This is a genomic window from Stenotrophomonas sp. YJH_SMC_48-3, assembly GCF_059369375.1.
Genome location: NZ_JCAFSQ010000006.1, coordinates 73245 through 89019, shown reverse-complemented (window position 1 = coordinate 89019; position 15775 = coordinate 73245). Strand labels below are relative to the sequence as shown.

Sequence of the window (15775 nt, the reverse complement as noted above, 5' to 3'; positions counted from 1 at the left end):
AACGGGAAAACAGGAACACGAAGGAGCCAGCCTCAGCTGGCCCACGGCGGGCTGTAGCGCACCTTCAGCGTGCGTACGGCCGGGTCGGCGCGCAGCGCCTCCATCAGCTTGGAATCGATGCGTACCGCGCTCTGCCCGGAGACATCGAGCATGCCGGCGACACCGCCGTGCGGGCCCTTCAGCAGCAGGTCCAGGCGCAGCGGCGTGCGCCCCGGGCGATGGCGGTCGAGCAGGGCATTGATGCGCTCCCAGACCGGGCGCTGCTGGCGCAGGTCCAGGCGCAGCGACAGCCGCGTGGCGTAGTTGGCGCAGACTTCGTCGAAGTCCCAGCACTGGCGGATGCGCAGCGCGTAGCCACCGTTGAACTCGTCCTCGCGCAGGCCGCCCTTGACCACCAGGATGCGGTCCTTGGTCATCAGGTGGCCGAACTCGGCCATTGCATCGGAGAACGCACTGCACTCGACGCGGCCGCGGCCATCCTCCAGCTGGATGAAGATCTGGCTTTCGCCCTTGCGGCGCACGCCGACCACCTGGCCTGCCAGCACGGTCTGCACCTCCGGGCGCCAGCGCTTCTCGCCGCCACCGCCGCCACCGCTGTTGGCGCTCCAGATTTTCTCCACCGAACCCAGGTCGTTGCCTACCAGATCGCGCACATCGTCGCGCCAGGGATCGAACGGGTGGCCGCTGAGGTAGAAGCCCAGCGTGTCGCGCTCGCCGTTGAGGCGCTGCAGCAACGGCCATTCTTCGGCTTCTGGCAGGTCCAGCTGGATCGAAACGGTGCTCGGGTCGGGCCCGCCAAACAGCGAGTTCTGTCCGGACGCACGCTCGCGTGCCATCTGATCAGTGGCCTTGATCACTTCCGGCAACTGCAGCATCAGCGAGGCACGGTTGCGGCCGAGCTCATCGAGCGCACCGCAGTTGATCATCGCTTCCAGCGTGCGCCGGTTGAGCTTGGCCGAGCCGACGCGGGTGCAGAAGTCCAGCAGATCCTTGAACGGGCCGCCCTTCAGTCGTTCCTCGACCACCGCTTCGCAGGCGCCCTGGCCCACGCCCTTGATCGCGCCCAGGCCGTACTGGATCGTGTCCGGGGTGACCGCTTCGAACATGAAGGCCGACTGGTTCACCTTCGGCGGCAGCACGGTCAGGCCGAGGTTGCGCACCTCGTCGAGGAAGCCGACCACCTTGTCGGTGTTGTCCAGGTCCGAAGACAGCGTGGCCGCCATGAATTCGGCCGGATAATGGCGCTTCAGCCACGCGGTCTGGTAGCTGACCAGTGCGTATGCAGCGGCGTGTGACTTGTTGAAGCCATAGCCGGCGAACTTCTCCATCAGGTCGAAGATCTCGTCGGCCTTGGGGCCATCGACGCCGCCCTTGGCCGCACCTTCGCGGAAGATCTCACGGTGCTTGGCCATTTCCGCCGGCACCTTCTTGCCCATCGCGCGGCGCAGCAGGTCGGCGCCGCCCAGCGAGTAGCCGCCGACGATCTGCGCCATCTGCATCACCTGCTCCTGGTACACCATGATGCCGTAGGTGTCCTTCAGGATCGCTTCGGTGCGCGGATCGGGATAGATGATTTCTTCCTGGCCGTGCTTGCGCGCGTTGAACGAAGGAATCAGGTCCATCGGGCCAGGGCGGTACAGCGACACCAGCGCGATCAGGTCTTCGAAACGGTCGGGGCGCGCGTCCTTCAGCAGGCGGCGCATGCCCGAGGATTCGAACTGGAACACCGCGCCGGTGTTGCCGTTGGCGAAGATGTCCTTGTAGGTGGGCGCATCGTCGAGCGGGATCGCGGCAATGTCGACCGGCGGAATGCCCGCGCGTTCGTGGCGCTTGTTGATCGCCTTCACCGCCCAGTCGATGATGGTCAGCGTGCGCAGGCCGAGGAAGTCGAACTTCACCAGGCCCACTTCTTCCACGTCGTTCTTGTCGAACTGGGTGACCGGGTTCTTGCCGAGCCCATTTTCGTCGTGTTCCGCATACAACGGGCAGAACTCGCTCAGCGGCTCGGGCCCGATCACCACGCCGCCGGCGTGCTTGCCGGCGTTGCGGGTCAGGTCTTCCAGCTGCAGCGCCAGGTCGATCAGGTCGCGGACATCGTCCTCTGTCTCGTAGCGCTGGATCAGTTCCGGCGACGCCATTTCCGAGCTCGGGCCTTCCTTGCCCTTGCCCAGCGCATCCTTCAGGTGGATGCCCAGGATGTTCGGGATCAACTTGGAAACGCCGTCGACCAGGCCGTACGGGAACCCGAGCACGCGGCCGGAGTCGCGCACCACCGCCTTGGCGGCCATGGTGCCGTAGGTGATGATCTGGCTGACGCGCTCGCGCCCATACTTGCGCGCGACGTAGTCGATCACCTCGTCGCGGCGGTCCATGCAGAAGTCGATGTCGAAGTCGGGCATCGACACGCGTTCCGGATTGAGGAAGCGCTCGAACAGCAGGTTGTACGGCAGCGGATCCAGGTCGGTGATCTTCAGCGCCCACGCCACCAGTGAACCGGCACCCGAGCCGCGGCCGGGGCCGATCGGAATGCCCTGGTTCTTGCCCCATTGGATGAAGTCGGCCACGATCAGGAAGTAGCCGGGGAAGCCCATCTTGATGATGGTGTTGAGCTCGAACTCCAGGCGTTCGAAGTACTCTTCCCGGGTCTTGCCCGGCGCCAGCGGATTCTTCTCCAGGCGCTCTTCCAGGCCCTCGCGCGACATCTTCTGGATCCAGGTATCCAGCGTTTCGTCGTCGGGCACCGGGTAGTTGGGCAGGAAGTAGGTGCCCAGCCGCATCTCGATGTTGCAGCGCTCGGCCAGCGCCAGCGTGTTGTCGATCGCGTCGGGGATGTCGGCGAACAGCGCGCACATCTCCTCGGCCGACTTCAGGTACTGCTGGTCGCTGTACTCGCGCGGACGCTTGGGATCGTCCAGCACGCGGCCGGTGGAAATGCACACGCGCGCCTCATGCGCGCTGAAATCGGAGGGCGACAGGAAGCGCACGTCATTGCTGGCCACCACCGGCAGGCCACGCTGGCCCGCAGCCATCAGCGCGAACTGGTTGAAGGTTTCCTCGCCCTCGCGGCCGGTGCGGGTCAGCTCCAGGTGCAGGCCATCGCCGAACACCCGTTGCCAGTCGGCCAGCTGCTGCTCGGCCAGCTCATGCTTGCCGTCCAGCGCCAGGCGTCCGGCCAGGCTCTGCCGGCCGGCCAGCGCGAACAGGTTGGCGTTGCCGGCCTTCAGCCAGTCCGGGTGGATGGCTACGCCGCCTTCGGGGCGATGGCCTTCCATCCAGGCGCGGGTCAGCAGCCGCGACAGGCTCAGGTAGCCTTCGCGATCACGGCACAGCAGGGTCATCCGCCACGGGTCCTGGCCTTCCTCGGCGATCAGCACGTCGGCACCGGCGATCGGCTTGATGCCCACGCCTTCGGCGGCCTTGTAGAACTTGACCAGGGCGAACAGGTTGTTGAGGTCGGTCACCGCCAGCGCCGGCAGGCCGAGCTCGACCGAGCGCGACAGCAGGTTGGCCTGCTTGGCCTTCTTCGGGTCCGCCTGGTCCGGCTTGGCCGGCACACGGATGGTGGAGTCCGCCAGCGAGAACTCGGTGTGGACGTGGAGATGTACGAAGCGGGAGTTGGACATGCCGGACCAGGTTGGAGCGCGCGGGCCCCGGGTGCTGACGGAGGTTCGTCGCCGGGGTCGGGAAGCGCTGGAATGCCCGGTCAGGGTAGCGAGGGCAGGGGGTTGCCACAAGGCTTGACAGGGGCACGGCGTGGCGCCGGATTCAGGCGTGCGGGAGGCCGCCTTCTGTAGAGCCGAGCCCATGCTCGGCTGTCCACAGCAGCCGAGCATGGACTCGGCTCTACAACTCCAGCTGGCTCAGGCGATGGCCGCCGCCTGCGTCAGGTCCAGACACTCACGCACCGGAGCGAAGCTGCGGCGGTGCTCCATGCAGGGGCCGTGCTCGCGCAGGGCGGCCAGGTGGGCCGGGGTGCCGTAGCCCTTGTGCTGTTCGAAGCCGTACTTCGGATGGCGGGCATGCACCTCCTGCATGTAGCGGTCGCGCGAGACCTTGGCCAGGATCGAGGCGGCCATGATCGCGCGGTCGATGCCATCGCCGCCGACCAGCGCCTGCGCCGGCAGTGCCAGGCCCTTGGGCACCACGTTGCCGTCGATGCGCGCGAAGCCGGCCACATGGGCGACCGCTGCAACGACGTCACGCATGCCCTGCAGGGTGGCCTGGTAGATGTTCAGGCGGTCGATGGTGTCCACGTCCACCAGCACCACATGCCAGGCCAGGGCGCGCTCGATGATGCGGTCATGCAGCTGCTCGCGGCGGGCCGCGGTCAGCTGCTTGGAGTCATCCAGGCCGTTGATCCGTGGTCGCGACGGGTCGAACACCACCGCTGCCACCGCGACCGGCCCGGCCAGTGGGCCACGGCCTGCCTCGTCGACGCCAGCGACTAGGCGCTCCGGCTCGACCACGGGCGCACCGTCGAACAGGGTCAGGCTGGCTGCGGCGGCGTGACGGCGGCTCATGCCTGTGCCTGGTCGCGCATCAGCAGTTCGCCAACGGCGTCGGCGGCACGCGCCGAGGCGTTGCGGCGCAGCCGCTCGTGCAGGCGCACGTAGGCATCCTGCAGATCGGTCACCCGCTGCGGGTGGTCGAACCACTGCTGGATGGCCGCGGCCAGCTTGTCCGGCGTGCAGTCGTGCTGCATCAGTTCCGGTGCCAGGTCCTGCCCGGCCAGGATGTTGGGCAGGGCGAAGCGGTCGACCTTGATCAGGCCGAGCGCCTTCACCAGTCGATAGGTCAGTTCGTTGACGCGGTAACCGACCACCATCGGCCGCTTCACCAGCATGGCCTCCAGGGTCGCGGTACCGGAGGCCAGCACCACCACGTCGGCGGCGATCATCGCGTTGCGCGCCTGGCCATCCAGCACATGCGAATAGGCCACCGGCAGCGCCGAGCGCGACAGCTGTTCCTCGATCAGTTCCCTGCAGGCCGGGTTGGCGGCAGGCACCACCACATGCAGGCCCGGAATGCGTTCGGAGACCTGCCAGGCGGCTTCGAAGAACGGTTCGCCCAGGCGCGAGATCTCGCCCAGGCGGCTGCCCGGCAACACTGCCAGCACCTTGGCCGAGGCCGGCAGTCCGAGCGCGGCGCGTGCTTCCTCGCGATTGCCCTGCAGCGGAATGTCATCGGCCATCGGGTGGCCGACGAAGCGCGCGTCGATGCCGTGCCTGGCATAGATCGGTGGCTCCATCGGGAACAGGCACAGCACCAGGTCGGCGCTGCTGCCGATCTTCTCGGCGCGCTTTTCGCGCCAGGCCCAGACCGAGGGACTGACGTAATGCACGGTGCTCACGCCACGCTGCTTCAGCCAACGCTCGATACCCAGGTTGAAGTCGGGGGCGTCGATGCCGATGAACACGTCCGGCTGCCAGTCAAGCGCACGCTGGCGGAACGCCGAACGCAGCTTGAGCAGGCGCGGCAGGTGGCGCAGCACTTCGGTCAGGCCCATCACCGCCAGCTCGCTGGCATCGTGCCAGGTCTGGCAGCCCGCGCTGCGCATGGCGTCGCCACCGATGCCGGCGAACTCGGCATTCGGGAAGCGCGCTTTCAGTTCGCGGACCAGGCCCGCACCGAGCAGATCGCCGGAGGCCTCGCCGGCCACCAGCGCGATCCGCAACGGGCGCTCGCTGAGCACCCGTTGCGCCGGGACGCTGCCGGTCATCGAGGCCAGCGGGATCACTGCGGCGCCGGCCGGCGCCTGGCCGGTCGTGCTGCTCATCGCAGCAGGGGCCTCTCGGCGTGCTCGATGAAGTCCAGCATCGCCTTTACGTCGTCGCTGTCACGCGCCTGCTCGGTCAGCTGCACCTTGGCCTCTGCCAGCGGCAGGCCCGCCACGTACAGCGTGCGGTAGGCACGCTTGATGGCCGAAATGCGGTCAGCGTCGAAGCCACGTCGCTTCAGGCCTTCGCTGTTGATGCCGCGCGGGCGTCCCAGCGAATCAGTACCGACCATGGTGAACGGCGGTACGTCACCATTGGTCAGCGCGCCCATGCCGAGGAAGGCATGCGCGCCGATCCGGCAGAACTGGTGGGCACCGGCGAAGCCGCTGATGATCACGTAGTCGCCCACGGTCACATGGCCGGCCAGGGTGGTGTTGTTGGAGAACACGCAGAAATTGCCGACATGGCAGTCGTGCGCCACGTGCGTGTAGGCCAGCATCCAGTTGTCGTTGCCGATGGTGGTGATGCCGCCGCCGCCGCCGGTGCCACGGTTCAGGGTGACGAACTCGCGGAACACGTTGCGGTCGCCGATCACCAGTTCGGTGCGCTCGCCGCCGAACTTCTTGTCCTGCGGCTCGCCACCGATCGCGGCATGGCCGACGAAGCGGTTGTCGCGGCCGATCCGGGTCGGGCCGTGGATGCTGCAATGGGGGCCCACCACCGTACCGGCACCGATTTCAACGTCGGGGCCGATCAGGGTGAAGGCGCCCACCTGGACATCGTCGGCCAGGCGTGCGGCCGGGTCGATGACGGCGGTGGGGTGGATCCGCGGTGCGTTGTCAGTCATTGCTGCCTCCAGTGGATCAGCCCTTGGCGCCGGCACACATGACCTCGGCCGACGCGACGACTTCGCCGTTGACCTTGGCTTCGCCGTAGTACCAGCCCATGTTGCGGATCAGGCGCTTCATCTGCACGTCCAGCATCAGCACGTCGCCGGGGACGACCTGCTTGTTGAAGCGGGCGTTTTCCACCTTGACCATGTAGAACAGCTTGGACTGCGCATCGCGGCCAAGCGTGAGCTGGGTCATCACGCCGCCGGCCTGCGCCAGCGCTTCGATGATCAGTACGCCGGGCATGATCGGGCGGCCCGGGAAGTGGCCCTGGAAGAACGGCTCGTTGATGCTGACGTTCTTCTGCGCCAGGATCCGCTTGGCCTCGACGTCGAGTTCAAGCACCCGGTCCACCAGCAGGAACGGGTAGCGGTGTGGAAGCAGTTCCTGGATCTGGCAGACGTCGATCGGAAGCTGCAGCGAATCGTTCATTCTTTCTCCTTGCCAGCAGCCAGGACGCGGCGAGCCAATGCGTCCAGCTGCTTGAAACGCGCGGCGTTCTTGCGCCACGTACGGTTGTCGGTCAACGGGGTGCCGGATGAGTACTCGCCCGGCTCATGGATGGAATTGCGGACCACCGACTTGCCGGTGATCACGACCTTGTCGCAGATCTCCAGGTGGCCGACAACGCCGACGTGGCCGCCGAGCAGGCAATAGCGGCCGATCTTGGCGCTGCCGGCGATGCCGGTGCAACCGGCGATGGCCGAATGCGCACCGATCTGCACGTTGTGCGCGATCTGCACCAGGTTGTCCAGGCGTACGTCTTCGTCCAGCACGGTGTCTTCCAGCGCGCCACGGTCGACGCAGGTGTTGGCGCCGATTTCGCAATCGTCGCCGATGCGCACGCCGCCGAGCTGCGGCACCTTGATCCACTTGCCGGCGTCCATCGCCAGGCCAAAGCCGTCGGCGCCGAGCACGGCACCGGGATGCACGCGCACGCGCTTGCCCAGCCGGACCCGGGTGACCAGGGTGACCCGGGCGATCAGCTCACAGCCGGAATCCAGGCTGCAGTCCTCGCCGATCACGCTGCCGGCGCCGATGATGCAGTTCTCGCCGACCACGCTGCGCGCACCGACCGAGACGAACGGACCGATGTGCGCGCTGGCCGCAACCTGGGCACTGGGGTCGATCACCGCGCTGGGGTGGATGCCCGGCGGACGGGTCGGCGCGATGTCGAACAGCGCGGCGATCTTGGCGAAGGTGGTGTACGGGTCCTTGGCGACGAGCGCGGCGCCGGGAGCGGACTCGGCGTCTTCGGCACGCAGCACCACCAGCGAGGCTTGGCTGTCGGCCAGCTGGGCGCGGTAGCGCGGGTTGGCAAGGAAGGTCAGCTGGCCAGGACCGGCATGGGCGAGGGTGGCCACGCCATGGATGGCGGTGGCGGGGTCGCCATGGACCTGCAGGCCGAACTGCTCGGCGAGTTGCTGGGCGGTGTAGGTGGGAGTATTCACGGCGGGAGTTTAACGTGTGACGCCATTGCGGTCATGCGGGGGGGGGGCAGGGCTTGGCGCCTGCCGGGTACGGTGGGAGGCGGCGGGTGGCCCTGGCCAGGACACGCAAAAGCCCCTCCATGGTGCTCGATGGCGCCTTGCTCGTGTGCGCTGTCCTGCGCACACGGCAAGACCGGGTTGGGCGTCCTGCCCAACCCGCCCGAGGCATGCCTCGGGCCCATGGCGCCAACGGTCCTGGTCAGCCCCCTGCGCCATCACCAGATGATTTCACGCGAGCGCGGGAAGTAAGGGCGGCGAGCAAGTAAAACGAAAACGCCGGGCAATGCCCGGCGCTTCGCGCCCCGTCTGGTGGAGAGCCCCCCTTTGTTGAAGGGGGCGCCAGCGGCGCGGGGGATAGGTGAAATGCGCGGGCAATTCACCGGAGGTGGATCAGTTCTGAGGAACAGAGTTCCTCAGAACTGGCCACCGAACGTGAATTGCAGGCGTTCGATCTTGTCATCGTCTTCCTTCTTCAGCGGGAAGGCGTAGCTGATCGAGATCGGGCCGACCGGGGCGCGCCACAGCAGGGCCACACCGGTGGATACGCGCAGCTCGTTGGCCTTGAAGTTGTCCACGCCGGTATACACGTTGCCGAAGTCGACGAAGGCGGACACGCGCGCCGACGGGCTGTCGAACAGGCGCGGGAAGTAGGCCTCCACCGAGCCGACGGTCTTCAGCGAGCCACCCAGCGGCTGGCCTTCTGGGTAGCCGCGGGTAACTTCGCGCGGGCCGAGTGTGTTGTCCTCGAAGCCGCGTACCGAGTTGGTACCACCGGCGTAGAAGTTCTCGAAGAACGGCAGGCCGCTGGCGGTGACGGTGCGGGTGGTGCCATCCGGATTGGTCAGCGTACGGGTGTAGTCCTTGCCGTACGCATCACCGTAGCCGATTTCGGCGCGGGTGTTGATCACCAGCGACGGCATGATCGGCCAGTACTTGCTGATCTGGTAGTTCAGCTTGTAGTACTCGATGGTCGAACCCGGCAGCGTGGTTTCCAGGCCCACGCGCTGGTAGGTACCGCGGGTCGGCATGAAGTAGTCGTTGCGCGAGTCGCGCGCCCAGCCCAGCTCGGTGCGCCAGGCATGGAAGGTGCGCTTACCGACGGCGTTGATGTAGTCGATGATCGACTGCGGGGTCGAGCCTTCGTAGGTGGTGATCTGGTTGCTGTCGATGCCGAACATCAGCGAGACGGTGTCGGTCTCGGTCAGCGGCACGCCAAACACCACCTGCGCGGCACCGTTGGTGCTGTTGTACTGCGCGGTGTTGAAGTCGGAGTAGTCCAGTTCGCGCCAGGACAGGTTGTAGCCCAGCGAGACGCCGTCATCGGTGAAGTACGGGTTGGTGTAGCTGAAGCCGTAACGCTGCAGGTAGCTGCTGCGCGAGGCTTCGACCGACACGCGGTTGCCGCCGCCGAGGAAGTTGTTCTGCGACAGCTGCACCGACGTGGTCATGCCGTAGGACTGCGAGTAGCCCAGGCCGAACACGAAGCTGCCCGAGGTGGTTTCCTTGACGTTGTAGACGACGTCGACCTGGTCGTTGCTGCCGCTGACGGCCGGGGTCTCGACGTCCACCGATTCGAAGTAGCCCAAGCGCTGCAGGCGGATCTTGGAACGATCGATCGCGGCCTGCGAGTACCAGCTGTTCTCGAACTGGCGCATTTCGCGACGCATCACTTCGTCGGACGTACGCGTGTTCCCGCGGAACAGGATGCGACGCACCGACACGCGCGGGCCGGGCACGACCTGCATGTTGATCGCCACGGTCTGCTCGGCGCGGTTGGTGGTCGGGATCGGGTTCACCTTGGCGAACGCGTAGCCGATGTTGGACAGCGAATTGGTGATGGTGTCCGAGCTGAACTCCAGCAGCGCACGCGAGAACGTATCGCCGGACTTCTGGATCACCATGCGCTCGACGTCCTCCTGCGGGAGGATGGTGTCGCCGCTGACCTTGATCTCGGAGATCTTGTACTGCGCACCTTCGGTCACGCCGGCGGTGAGGAACATGTCGCGCTTGTCGGGGCTGATCGACACCTGGGTCGAATCGATGCTGAAGTCGACATAGCCGCGGTCCAGGTACCAGGAATTGAGCTTTTCCAGGTCGCCGGACAGCTTTTCCTTGGAGTACTGGTCGTCACGGCGGTACCAGGACGCCCAGTTGTGCTCCTTGGACTCCCAGGTTTCCAGGATGTCCTTGCTCTCGAACTTTTCGGTGCCCACCAGGTTGACGTGGCGGATCTTGGCCGCCTTGCCTTCCTTGATGGCGATGGCGATGTCCACGCGGTTGCGGTCCAGCGGGCTCACCGTGGGGGTGATCTCGACGTTGTACTTGCCGCGGTCGTTGTACTGGCGGCGAAGTTCCTGGGTCACGCGGTCCAGGCTCAGCCGATCAAAGGTGCCGCCCTCGGTCAGGCCGATGTCGGACAGGCCCTTGAGCAGCTGCTCGGACTTGATGTCCTTGTTGCCGGTCACGGTCAGCTTGTTGATCGCCGGGCGTTCCTTGACGGTCACTACCAGGATGCTGCCCTGGCGGTCCAGCTGCACATCCTCGAAGAAGCCGGTCTTGTACAGGGCGCGGATCGTCTCGCCGACCTTGCTGTCGGTGACCGTCTCGCCACGTTCCACCGGCAGGTAGGTGAACACCGTGCCCGAGCTGATGCGCTGCAGGCCGTCGACGCGGATGTCGCTGACAGTGAAGGGCTCGGCTGCCTGGGCCAGGGCGGGGGCGCCGGTGACGGCGGCAAGGGCGAGGGCCAGCAGGCGGCGATTGGGGAGTCGCGTCATGTCACGTCCGGTAGGAAGGTCGATTTCATTGGTGCGGGATGCCGACGCTGTAGACGGCAACAACGTGGAAAAGTTCATCGCGGGACCAGGCCGAGGATGTCGTTGTAGAACGCCAACCCCATCAGCCCGGCCAGCAACGCCAGGCCGATGTACTGGCCGGCGGCGATGGCACGCTCGCTCAGCGGGCTGCCCTTGACCAACTCGATAAGGTAATACAGCAGGTGGCCGCCGTCCAAGATCGGGATCGGCAGCAGGTTGATGATGCACAGGCTGAGGGACAGCAGGGCAAGGAACTGCAGGAACCAGTCGAGGCCGCGCTTGGCCGAGACATTGGCCACCCGGGCGATGGTGACTGGCCCGGACACGTTCTGCAGCGAGGCCTTGCCGGTGACGATTCGGCCCATCATGCCCAGCGAATCTGCCGCCAGGCGGCCGGTTTCGCGCACAGCCACGGTGACCGCGTCGAGCGGGCCATAGCGAAGCAGGGTGTCGTAGGGAGGGCTGAACGAAGTCGGGAACTGCACGCCGATCTGCCAGGTCGGTTCACCCCTGGAATCCTTGCCCTGGCGCGGGGTGACTTCCAGCGCCAGGCGTTCACCGCCGCGCAGGACCTCGATCATGCCAGGGCCGCCGGCGCGGCCCAGCGTCTGGATCTCGCCGATGACCTGATCGGCACCATCGATGCGCTGGCCATCAATGGCCACGATCAGGTCCCCCGGCTGCAGCTGCCCGGCCACCACCGAATCCGGCGTCAGCGAGTCGACCAGCGCCGGCTGCAGCCACGACTGCCAGTACAGGCCGGCCAGGATCGGCACCCGCCGCTCATCGAAACCTGCCGGCAGCTGCGACAGCGGCAGAGTGCGCATGCGTACCTGGTCAGCCGTATCCAGCACCTCCAGCCTCACGTCGCGGCGGTCCATCGCGGCCGCGGTCAGCGCCATGCTGGCTTCACCGAGGGTAACGACCGGGCGCTCGTCCACGCGCAGCACGCGGTCACCCCTGGCCAGCCCGGCATTGGCAGCGATGCCGCTGACACGGCCGATCGTCGGCGAATAATCCTGCTTGCCGATCACGAACATCGCCCACAGCAGCAGGATGCACAGCAGCAGGTTGGCGATCGGGCCGGCGGCAACGATGGCAATGCGCTGCCAGACGCTCTTGTGGTTGAAGGCCTGGCCGCGCTCGTGGGGGTGGACTTCAACCTCGCGTTCGTCGAGGAACTTCACGTAGCCGCCGAGCGGGATGGCGGCAATGGCGAACTCGGTGCCGTGCCTGTCCCGGCGCGACCACAGCGGCCGGCCGAAGCCGACCGAGAAGCGCAGGATCTTGACCCCGCACAGGCGCCCGACCCAGTAATGCCCGAACTCGTGGAACGTGACCAGCAGCCCGAGGCTGACAATCATCCACCAGACCGATCCGATGAAGTCAGTCATGCAGGCTCACAATGGCGGGCAGGGGCGGCGGCGTCATGCTGGGCGAGGCAGTCGTTCAGGCGGCGTCGATGGCGTTCAGGGTGAGCTGGCGTGCCCGCTGGTCGGCGCACAACAGGACCTCCAGTGTATCGGCTGGCTGGGTCGGCAGTGTTGAAAGAGCGTTAGCAACCAGCTTCGGGATGGTCAGGAAACCGATCCGGCCCTGAAGAAACGCTGAAACCGCCTCTTCATTGGCGGCGTTCAGCACCGCCGGTGCGGTGCCGCCGGCCTGCATGGCCTGCCAGGCCAGCGCCAGACAGGGGAACGCGTCCGTGTCCGGGGCCTCGAAATCCAGCCGGCCCTGGGCCAGCAGATCCAGCCCGGCCACGCCCGATTCGATGCGTTGCGGCCAGCCCAGGCCAACGGCGAGGGTGGTGCGCATGTCCGGCAGGCCCATCTGTGCCAGGGTCGAACCATCAACGAACTCGACCAGCGAATGGACCAGGCTCTGCGGGTGCACCAGTACCTCGATGCGTTCGCCGGGTACGCCGAACAGGTGGTGGGCCTCGATGACTTCCAGGCCCTTGTTCATCAACGTCGCCGAATCGACCGAGATCTTCGGCCCCATCGACCATTTCGGGTGGGCAACGGCCTGGGCCGGGGTGACCTGGGCCAGTTCGTCGCGGCTGCGGCCACGGAATGGGCCGCCGGAGGCGGTCAGCAGGATCCGGCGCACGCCGGCGCCATCAACGCTGGCATCGCGTGAGCGCAGGCACTGGAAGATTGCGCTGTGTTCGCTGTCGATCGGGATGATCTCGGCGCCCGCGCGTTCAGCGGTGCGGGTCAGCAGCTCACCGGCCAGTACCAGTGATTCCTTGTTGGCCAGCAGGATGCGCTTGCCCGCGGCGGCTGCGGCCAGGGTGGAAGACAGCCCGGCCGCGCCAACGATCGCGGCGACCACGGTGTCGCAGGCGTCACTGGCGGCCAACTGGTCCAGCGCGGCATGGCCGGCATGCGCCTCGGTGGACAGCCCCGCATCGCGGAGGCCGTCGCGCAGTTCGGTGAACAGCGCTTCGTCGGCGATGACCGCGTGCGCTGGCCTGTGCTGGCGGCACAGTGCCAGCAGCGCCTGCACCTGGCGGCCGGCAGCGAGCACCGTGGCTTGGTAGCGGTGCGGGTGGCGGGCGATCACGTCCAGCGTGGAAGCACCGATCGAGCCGGTGGCGCCGAACACGGCGACCCGGCGCAGGTCTGCGACAGCATTCATGGTCAGAATCCGAAGATTTCCTTGCCGAGTGCGAACACCGGCACGGCAGCCAGGACACCGTCGACACGATCGAGCACACCACCATGGCCTGGAATCAGGTTTCCGGAGTCCTTGGCGCCGGCGTGGCGCTTGATCAGGCTTTCGAACAGGTCACCCAGCACCGAGGCGAACACGGCCACCACCGAGGTGATCAGCAGGCCTGGCAGGTGCCCGGCGTCGATGCCGGCCAGCCAGCCCAGGCCGAGGGCCACGGCGACACCGGCCAGCAGGCCGCCGAACAGGCCTTCCCAGGTCTTGTTGGGGCTGATCCGTGGGGCCAGCTTGTGCTTGCCGAAGTGACGACCGGCGAAATAGGCGCCCGAATCGGCCGCCCAGACCAGTGCCAGCGCAGCCAGCAGCCACAGGTGGCCCTGCCTGCCCGGCGGATCGCCGCCGGCATGGATCAGCACCAGCGCAGCCCAGGCCGGAACGATGGCCAGCGTACCGGCCAGCATCTTCACGATGCGCGAGGGTGCCGACGGCTGCGCACCGAAGTTGAAGAAGCGCAACCAGACCAGCGCGGCCAGCCACCAGGCCACGCCGGCCAGGGTGGTGATCTGGAACAGCACCAGCGTGCTGCCATCGGCCCAGACCAGCAGCACCATCAGCAGCAGGTTCAGTACCAGCAGCACGGTACGCGCCAGGGTGTCTTCGATGCCGGCCAGCTTCAGCCATTCCCACAGGCCGATCAGCAGCACCGCAGCGGCCGCCGCTGCCAGCCACTGGGTCGGCAGCAGCAGGATCGCGGCAATGGCGACCGGCGCCATGATCAGCGCGGCAAGGACTCGGATCTTGGTCATGGGCTGGAAGTCTCGGTGGCCAGTGCGGCGATCTGGGCGCTGGTCAGGCCGAAACGACGCTCACGTCTGCCATAGGCGTCCAGCGCCTGCTGCAGCTGCCCGGCATCGAAGTCCGGCCACAGGGCATCGGTGAACCACAGCTCGGTATAGGCCAGCTGCCACAGCAGGAAGTTGCTGATGCGGGTGTCGCCACCGGTGCGGATGAACAGGTCCGGCGGTGGCAGGTCGGCCAGGGCCACCTGGCTGCCCAGCAGCGATTCATCGATCTGCTCGGGCAGAAGGCGACCGGCCGCCACTTCGACGGCCAGGGCGCGCGCGGCGCGGGCGATGTCCTGGCGGCCGCCGTAGCTGGCGGCGATCGACAGGGTCAGGGTGGTGTTGTCGGCGGTGCGCTGCTCGGCCAGCTGCATGCGGCTGACCAGCCCTGCACCGAAGCGCTCGCGTTCGCCGATGAAGCGAACGCGCACGCCACGCCGATGCAGCTCGTCCACTTCACGGTCGAGCGCGCCGAGGAACAGCTTCATCAGGGCATCGACTTCTTCCTGCGGCCGGCCCCAATTCTCGCTGGAAAACGCGAACAGGGTCAGCGCCGGTATGCCCAGTTCAAGGCAGCGCTCGATGGTGCGGTTGACCGCGCGCGCGCCGGCCCGGTGGCCGATCACGCGCGGACGACGGCGCTGCTGTGCCCAGCGCCCATTGCCATCCATGATGATGGCGATGTGGCGGGGCAGGGCGGCCGGCAACGGAGGTGGGACTGAAGGCATCGACTTCAGACCGACAGCAGTTCTTTTTCCTTGTCGGCAACGACCTTGTCGACGTCCTTGATGTTGGTGTCGGTCAACTTCTGGATGTCGTCTTCACCGCGCTTCTTCTCGTCTTCGCTGATCGCCTTGTCCTTGACAAGCTTGGCGATTTCCTTGTTCGCGTCCTGGCGGATGTTGCGGATCGCGATCTTCGCGCCTTCGCCTTCCTTCTGCACCTGCTTGACCAGCTCCTTGCGGCGCTCTTCGGTCGGCGGCGGCATGTTGATGCGGATCGCAGTGCCCAGCGTGTTCGGGGTGAATTCGGCGTTGTAGAGACCCTTTTCGATCTCCTTGATCATGCCCTTGTCGAACGGCGTGACCAGCAGCGAGTGCGCGTCGGCGTTGGAGATCGACGCGACCTGGTTCAGCGGGGTGCTGGCGTTGCCATAGGCGCTGACCGTGACACGGTCCAGCAGGGCCGGGGTGGCGCGGCCGGTGCGGATCGAGGTGAGGGTGTGCTTCAGAGCGTCGATGCTCTTGGCCATGCGCGTCTGCGCGTTGTTCTTGATGTCGTTGAGCATCGCCGGGTCCTGGGTGTAACTGGAATCGGGCGATTATAGGCGAATACGGGACGCTGCCG

At 66.7% G+C, this 15775-nt stretch carries 12 protein-coding genes; all 12 read right to left on the bottom strand.

What is annotated here, in order from left to right; all coding sequences use genetic code 11:
• Positions 1 to 32: 32 nt before the first annotated feature.
• Entirely contained in the window at positions 33 to 3623 is a 3591-nt protein-coding gene (gene dnaE / locus AC5P65_RS11395) for a DNA polymerase III subunit alpha (RefSeq protein WP_021203670.1), read from the bottom strand.
• Positions 3624 to 3860: 237 nt separating this feature from the next.
• Complete coding sequence (gene rnhB / locus AC5P65_RS11390; protein WP_021203671.1) at positions 3861 to 4520, bottom strand: ribonuclease HII; 660 nt, start codon at positions 4518 to 4520, stop codon at positions 3861 to 3863.
• Entirely contained in the window at positions 4517 to 5719 is a 1203-nt protein-coding gene (gene lpxB / locus AC5P65_RS11385) for a lipid-A-disaccharide synthase (RefSeq protein ID WP_227844006.1), read from the bottom strand. The genes rnhB and lpxB overlap by 4 nt, the downstream gene beginning before the upstream one ends.
• 53 nt (positions 5720 to 5772) lie before the next feature.
• Positions 5773 to 6564, bottom strand: a complete 792-nt coding sequence (gene lpxA / locus AC5P65_RS11380) for an acyl-ACP--UDP-N-acetylglucosamine O-acyltransferase (protein WP_005415844.1) — start codon at positions 6562 to 6564, stop codon at positions 5773 to 5775.
• 16 nt (positions 6565 to 6580) lie between these two features.
• Entirely contained in the window at positions 6581 to 7039 is a 459-nt protein-coding gene (gene fabZ / locus AC5P65_RS11375) for a 3-hydroxyacyl-ACP dehydratase FabZ (protein ID WP_005415845.1), read from the bottom strand.
• The gene (lpxD, locus tag AC5P65_RS11370) at positions 7036 to 8058 is read right to left on the bottom strand and encodes a UDP-3-O-(3-hydroxymyristoyl)glucosamine N-acyltransferase (protein WP_021203673.1); all 1023 of its coding nucleotides are present in this window, start codon (positions 8056 to 8058) and stop codon (positions 7036 to 7038) included. The genes fabZ and lpxD overlap by 4 nt, the downstream gene beginning before the upstream one ends.
• Before the next feature lie 452 nt (positions 8059 to 8510).
• A complete protein-coding gene (gene bamA, locus AC5P65_RS11365) occupies positions 8511 to 10874 on the bottom strand; it encodes an outer membrane protein assembly factor BamA (protein WP_019659128.1) in 2364 nt (787 codons plus the stop codon).
• Between the two features lie 74 nt (positions 10875 to 10948).
• Entirely contained in the window at positions 10949 to 12307 is a 1359-nt protein-coding gene (rseP, locus tag AC5P65_RS11360) for an RIP metalloprotease RseP (RefSeq protein ID WP_495215589.1), read from the bottom strand.
• Positions 12308 to 12362: 55 nt separating this feature from the next.
• Positions 12363 to 13553, bottom strand: a complete 1191-nt coding sequence (locus AC5P65_RS11355) for a 1-deoxy-D-xylulose-5-phosphate reductoisomerase (RefSeq protein ID WP_021204145.1) — start codon at positions 13551 to 13553, stop codon at positions 12363 to 12365.
• A gap of 2 nt (positions 13554 to 13555) precedes the next feature.
• Positions 13556 to 14392, bottom strand: a complete 837-nt coding sequence (locus AC5P65_RS11350; RefSeq protein WP_019659125.1) for a phosphatidate cytidylyltransferase — start codon at positions 14390 to 14392, stop codon at positions 13556 to 13558.
• Complete coding sequence (gene uppS / locus AC5P65_RS11345) at positions 14389 to 15156, bottom strand: polyprenyl diphosphate synthase (RefSeq protein ID WP_019659124.1); 768 nt, start codon at positions 15154 to 15156, stop codon at positions 14389 to 14391. The genes AC5P65_RS11350 and uppS overlap by 4 nt, the downstream gene beginning before the upstream one ends.
• A 5-nt stretch (positions 15157 to 15161) precedes the next feature.
• A complete protein-coding gene (gene frr, locus AC5P65_RS11340; protein WP_019659123.1) occupies positions 15162 to 15716 on the bottom strand; it encodes a ribosome recycling factor in 555 nt (184 codons plus the stop codon).
• Positions 15717 to 15775 lie beyond the last annotated feature (59 nt).

Excerpts from the sequence above, each read along its gene's own strand:
- dnaE (WP_021203670.1), bottom strand. The coding sequence starts at position 3,623 with ATGTCCAACTCCCGCTTCGTACATCTCCACGTCCACACCGAGTTCTCG.
- rnhB (WP_021203671.1), bottom strand. The coding sequence starts at position 4,520 with ATGAGCCGCCGTCACGCCGCCGCAGCCAGCCTGACCCTGTTCGACGGT.
- lpxB (WP_227844006.1), bottom strand. The coding sequence starts at position 5,719 with ATGACCGGCAGCGTCCCGGCGCAACGGGTGCTCAGCGAGCGCCCGTTG.
- lpxA (WP_005415844.1), bottom strand. The coding sequence starts at position 6,564 with ATGACTGACAACGCACCGCGGATCCACCCCACCGCCGTCATCGACCCG.
- fabZ (WP_005415845.1), bottom strand. The coding sequence starts at position 7,039 with ATGAACGATTCGCTGCAGCTTCCGATCGACGTCTGCCAGATCCAGGAA.
- bamA (WP_019659128.1), bottom strand. The coding sequence starts at position 10,874 with ATGACGCGACTCCCCAATCGCCGCCTGCTGGCCCTCGCCCTTGCCGCC.
- rseP (WP_495215589.1), bottom strand. The coding sequence starts at position 12,307 with ATGACTGACTTCATCGGATCGGTCTGGTGGATGATTGTCAGCCTCGGG.
- AC5P65_RS11355 (WP_021204145.1), bottom strand. The coding sequence starts at position 13,553 with ATGAATGCTGTCGCAGACCTGCGCCGGGTCGCCGTGTTCGGCGCCACC.
- AC5P65_RS11350 (WP_019659125.1), bottom strand. The coding sequence starts at position 14,392 with ATGACCAAGATCCGAGTCCTTGCCGCGCTGATCATGGCGCCGGTCGCC.
- uppS (WP_019659124.1), bottom strand. The coding sequence starts at position 15,156 with ATGCCTTCAGTCCCACCTCCGTTGCCGGCCGCCCTGCCCCGCCACATC.
- frr (WP_019659123.1), bottom strand. The coding sequence starts at position 15,716 with ATGCTCAACGACATCAAGAACAACGCGCAGACGCGCATGGCCAAGAGC.